Origin of the sequence: Halomonas sp. 72 (assembly GCF_052379785.1) — a bacterium.
GTDB lineage: Bacteria > Pseudomonadota > Gammaproteobacteria > Pseudomonadales > Halomonadaceae > Vreelandella > Vreelandella citrativorans.
This window is the reverse complement of sequence record NZ_JBQSYY010000038.1, coordinates 1-4,231: the sequence shown is the minus strand read 5'-3', so window position 1 is coordinate 4,231 and position 4,231 is coordinate 1. Positions and strand designations below refer to the sequence as shown.

7 protein-coding genes are annotated in these 4,231 nt (G+C 56.8%); 3 read left to right on the top strand and 4 right to left on the bottom strand.

All coding sequences use genetic code 11. The features are described 5' to 3' along the window. Nucleotides 1-1,141: 1,141 nt before the first annotated feature. From ACT3T6_RS17565 to ACT3T6_RS17555, 3 genes are read left to right on the top strand one after another with little or no spacing between them, the layout of a single operon-like run. Nucleotides 1,142-1,408, top strand: a complete 267-nt coding sequence (locus ACT3T6_RS17565) for a hypothetical protein (protein WP_193054186.1) — start codon at nt 1,142-1,144, stop codon at nt 1,406-1,408. Continuing rightward, nucleotides 1,408-2,307: a site-specific integrase gene (locus ACT3T6_RS17560; RefSeq protein ID WP_193054187.1), complete on the top strand. Its 900-nt coding sequence runs from the start codon at nt 1,408-1,410 to the stop codon at nt 2,305-2,307. Before ACT3T6_RS17565 ends, ACT3T6_RS17560 begins: the two co-directional genes overlap by 1 nt. After that, nucleotides 2,304-2,897, top strand: coding sequence for a hypothetical protein (locus tag ACT3T6_RS17555; RefSeq protein WP_193054188.1), 594 nt, complete (start codon nt 2,304-2,306; stop codon nt 2,895-2,897). The genes ACT3T6_RS17560 and ACT3T6_RS17555 overlap by 4 nt, the downstream gene beginning before the upstream one ends. Here the strand turns inward: ACT3T6_RS17555 and ACT3T6_RS17550 are convergent. From ACT3T6_RS17550 to ACT3T6_RS17535, 4 genes are all read right to left on the bottom strand, one after another. Next, a complete protein-coding gene (locus ACT3T6_RS17550; protein ID WP_193054189.1) occupies nt 2,888-3,112 on the bottom strand; it encodes a hypothetical protein in 225 nt (74 codons plus the stop codon). The two genes, ACT3T6_RS17555 and ACT3T6_RS17550, sit on opposite strands and share 10 nt — an antisense overlap. A gap of 9 nt (nt 3,113-3,121) precedes the next feature. After that, nucleotides 3,122-3,406: a type II toxin-antitoxin system RelE family toxin gene (locus ACT3T6_RS17545; RefSeq protein WP_226912246.1), complete on the bottom strand. Its 285-nt coding sequence runs from the start codon at nt 3,404-3,406 to the stop codon at nt 3,122-3,124. Beyond that, the gene (gene relB / locus ACT3T6_RS17540; RefSeq protein WP_193054190.1) at nt 3,372-3,596 is read right to left on the bottom strand and encodes a type II toxin-antitoxin system RelB family antitoxin; all 225 of its coding nucleotides are present in this window, start codon (nt 3,594-3,596) and stop codon (nt 3,372-3,374) included. The genes ACT3T6_RS17545 and relB overlap by 35 nt, the downstream gene beginning before the upstream one ends. Before the next feature lie 111 nt (nt 3,597-3,707). After that, a complete protein-coding gene (locus ACT3T6_RS17535) occupies nt 3,708-3,854 on the bottom strand; it encodes a hypothetical protein (RefSeq protein ID WP_192539926.1) in 147 nt (48 codons plus the stop codon). Between the last annotated feature and the right edge of the window lie 377 nt (nt 3,855-4,231).

The window sequence follows — 4,231 nt, the reverse complement described above, 5'->3', positions numbered from 1 at the left end:
TAGACACATCATGAACTGCTGCACTGACTGACTGTTACTCCGCTAGGAGCCGTCGCCTCGGCGTTTTTATTGCGGTGCCGGTCTAATCCCCTTACCCGCTGCCAGTGCCCCTGGAACGCGACTCCAGGGCGTTTGATGCGCGATGCACGCTGAACCGTATGTGAGATTCCCCGTCTCGGCTCAACTACTGCGCCCGGCTGGCCGACAACAACTCGAATCCAGACCAGCGGACACGCGAAAACGCGCTATAGCAGTAGCTATGGCGGTGAGAGAGAAAGGCCTGAAAAATCGTGCTCAGATGGCTTACGAGGTTGCAAGCAGCCCGCTACGGGGCGATAATCTGGGAACAGTTTTGGTTAGGCGAGCTTGTTTCTCTCTAACCGCCGACTAAAAAGTGTTGGTAGCACTTCTTAGTCCGACACCCCGCCTCGGCGGGGTTTCGTCGTTTATAGCCTTTCAAAAGCTGTGCGTCAATCTTCGTCTGCCTGCAAATCATTGACCCAAAAGCTCTTAACCTCTGCATTTCTAAACGAAACGCGGTGTGCTTTCCGCACACAGTGACGCTCTGCGCGTCACTGTCGGCTAATGCCGACCCGCTGGCCTCTACGGCCAGCCATGCACCTGACGGTGCATTGTCGCTCTCTGCGAGCGACGCGCCGCCAATGGCGTCGGAGTCGCCTACCGGCGACCGGTCAGACGCATACGCGCCTGACCGCTGGGTACATCGCTCCGCGTAGTACCCAGCGGGCAGGCTTTGTGGCTTATTTACGGCTTTAGCGCACGCTCAGCGCACAATTTCACACGCACAAAAACTTGTGCTAGATTTAGCGGGTTAGCCGTCGTTGACGTGTGCCTATGGCACAGCAGGTTTTGCCCACACCTGGGCCACAAAAGTGGCGTGACAAAAGATCGCGAAGCATTGCCGAATGCGAGCAAAAAAATCGGTTCCCCGGACCCAGTCCGGCACTGGCTAACAGCATCGTTAGCACCAAGCGCCCAGCCCGCGCTTCCCAAATAAAACCGGCTATAACAGCGAGAGAACAGGCCCGTCGCTTCGATTGATAAACGGGGTCGCAGTCCACCAATGTGGGCGATCGCAGTGTTTTTAACACTGCGAAGGTTCTTACAAAGCGATGATCCCTTGCCTGATTTTGATCCAACCGCCGAGCTAAAGCAGGTTCAAGTATTCAAGAAGCTAGGCCGCATCCGCCCCTATTCGCAGGGCCGCAGCCAGCTTGACCCTTACACTGCTGAATTACTCGCTCTTCACGACAGCGGCGCCCGTCCTGCCGATCTTCAAGCCTGGTTAAAGATGCCCCCGCGCCGCCTCAAAGTCGCTCACTCAACTGTTGCGCGCTGGCTTCAGCGTACGCTCGATAAACGTACTGCCGACCGGGGTGGCCACTAATGGGGATGTGGTTCGCGAGTGGTGAACGGCAGGCTGGCCGTATCATGCAGCAGCTGCAAGGATCGGTGGTTGAAAGTGTGCGCAGCGTCAGTAATTACGAAGCCGCCCTGGCCAACGTGGCCACCTGGCAGAAAGCTGAGCATGCCGCAGGGCGGGAAGGTGGCGATTTGCGCAGCCTTACGCCTGCTCAAGCAGTTGCCTACCTCGAACAGCGCGGCGAAGCGGTTGGCCAAAAGACGCTCGATCAAGAACGCCAGGCTATTCAGCTGATGCAGCAGCATGTCACTGGGCATCTCGCCCAGGGCGAACGCCTGCCGGCTATCAAGAGCGAACAACAACAGGTACTCGAAAGCCGCGCTTATACGCCGGCGCAGATCTCCGCTATTACCGAGCGGCAGGCTGATAAAAATGCCCTTGCCACCCAAATCGCCCATGCTGCAGGACTTCGTGCGCACGAAATTTTAACGCTACGTCGCGCTGATGAACGCCCCGCTGACACAAGGCCTGCGCGTGATGAGAAATTCGCGGTTCGCCAGGGCGAACGCTACACCGTCGTGGGTAAAGGCGGGCTTTGCAGAGAGGTTCTGATTCCTCACGAGTTAGCCAATCGGCTTGAAGCAACCCGGCTGGAGCAGCCTCAGCGGGTGACAGACCGTGGCGTTTACTACCAGTCCCACTATGCAATCAGCGGTGGCCAGCGCTGGTCAAACAGCTTTTCCCAGGCCTCTGATGCCGCGCTGGGACGCTCAACTGGCGCGCATGGACTCCGGCACAGCTATGCTCAAGAACGGATGGGGGAATTACAGCGAGACGGGCTCAGCTATCGTGATGCTCTGGAGACGGTTTCGCAGGAGATGGGGCACTTTCGGGACTCAATCACTGAGGTTTATCTGCGATGAATCGACGTAACACTGCGCTTTTCGTCGCCCTGGCGATTTTTGCTGCCCTGATGTGGCTCGCGTATGAACGCTTCCCAAATATCGCTTATCTCACCGGCCCTTACGAAGCCAGCGTGGGCTGGGCAGCGGTGCTCAAGGGCTGGCCCGTTTATACGTTAATTCTGTCACTAGCCGCCCTAGTGGGACTGCTAGTCGGCGGCTGGGTGGGTGAAAGCAGCCGCGAGCGTGATGCCGCCGAGACGCTGGCCACCCAGCAAGAAAATCTGAAGGCACAGCAATCGAAAGCTCAACAACTCGAACAAGGCGCGCGCATAAAGGCCGCAGAGGCGGCTCAGGCACAGCGCGACGCTGAGGCCCTGCTTGCCCCTTCACAAATGCGTATAAACGAGCTGAGCGAGCAGAATGCGCTATTGAAACGGCGTTTAAGTGGCTCGGTGGAAGCGTTGGAACGTAAAAAACGCCAGGTGCGTGAACTTCGACAACTAGACAATGAAGCGCTGGTAACGGAGATCGAGCAGCTACGCAGCATGATCAGGCAGGATCGACAGCAGATTTTTAAGCTTGAGCAGCAACAGCAACGCTACAAGTAATCCTGGTTAATCAATTCAAAGACCTTACGCTTGGCGCTGGTCAGATCATTTTTCGCTAGAACATACCACTCGTATTGCTCACTGCCTGGCGTCATTTCCTGCCCGACTGCGGCCCGATCACGCTCATAGCGGTAGCGCGGCCCTTGAGACGCGGGCTGCCACTCAGTCACCCTTTCACTGCTAAACACGGGTTTTAAATCGCTGAGCTTACGCATAATCGCCTTTCAGTGATAAACGTCTTTCCGGTGCCCAATCCGCACGACGAGAACACAGACCCGCTGATCCTCAATCTGCGCAATCAGCCGATAGTCACCGACGCGGTACCGCCATAGCTCGCCCAGTTGCCCCTGGAGCGGTTTACCCAGCTGTCGCGGGTCCTCGAGCGGCTGAACTCGCTCGCGCAGATAGTCACGGATGCGCTTGGCCTCAGCATGGCCCAACTTCTTCAGCTGCTTTTGGGCGGCGCCCGTCAGCTCAATTTGCCAGCCCAAGCTCACGCTCCACGTCATCCAGGGAGTGCGTGGTTTCCTCGCCACAGCGCAGACGCTCTAGTGTCTGCTCAGCCAGGTAGACGTCCTCCAAGTCCTCAAGGTGCTCAAGAATAGCCTCACGGGCGTAATAGGTCTTGGTGCGGCCGGTGGCCTTGGCTAAGGCCTCCAGGCGCGCTTCGATGTCACTGGGCAGTCGTATTGCCAACATGATGATCTCTCCCGGAGATACGCTATACACGTATAGCATACACCGCTATCAGCGCTCTAACCAGGGCCAAAAGGCAGGAAACTCAAGATTACCGGCATTATCTTGAATTTTTCAGTCGTGGCTTTGGCGCTCTTTATTGATCTGCTTATTGACCCGGTATGCGTAGGCACCGGCAACAGATACAGCGGTTAACAGCACGGCAAAAACGATGGGGAGAATGGCAGGGCTATCGCTCAGAAATACGGAAATAGAGTTCATACGTTCACCTCTCTCAGGGCTGCGGATAGTGAACAGCCTGCACATTTAATTGTAACGATGGTCTTTTCTAATGCGAGTCACTTTTCGCGTTAGAAGAGACCATCAACACTTTGCATGCACTGGCACTAACGCGCTGCGCTTGTTAGCCGCCCAGCCGCCACCGAATCAGAGATTCGGCGCCACTGGGACGGCAGGGTAAGTGTGAAAACATCGGTATATATTGAAGCCAACGGGAGGCGCAAGCCTGCCTTTCCGCTGCGCTCCAAGGCAGGCTTGCGCCTCCCAACTTTTCGCACGTGCGAAAAGTCGAGATACGTTCGCCTTGCTAGCCACTATCGGCACGCCCCGCTGGGCGCTGACCCCTCTCACGCGCTGGC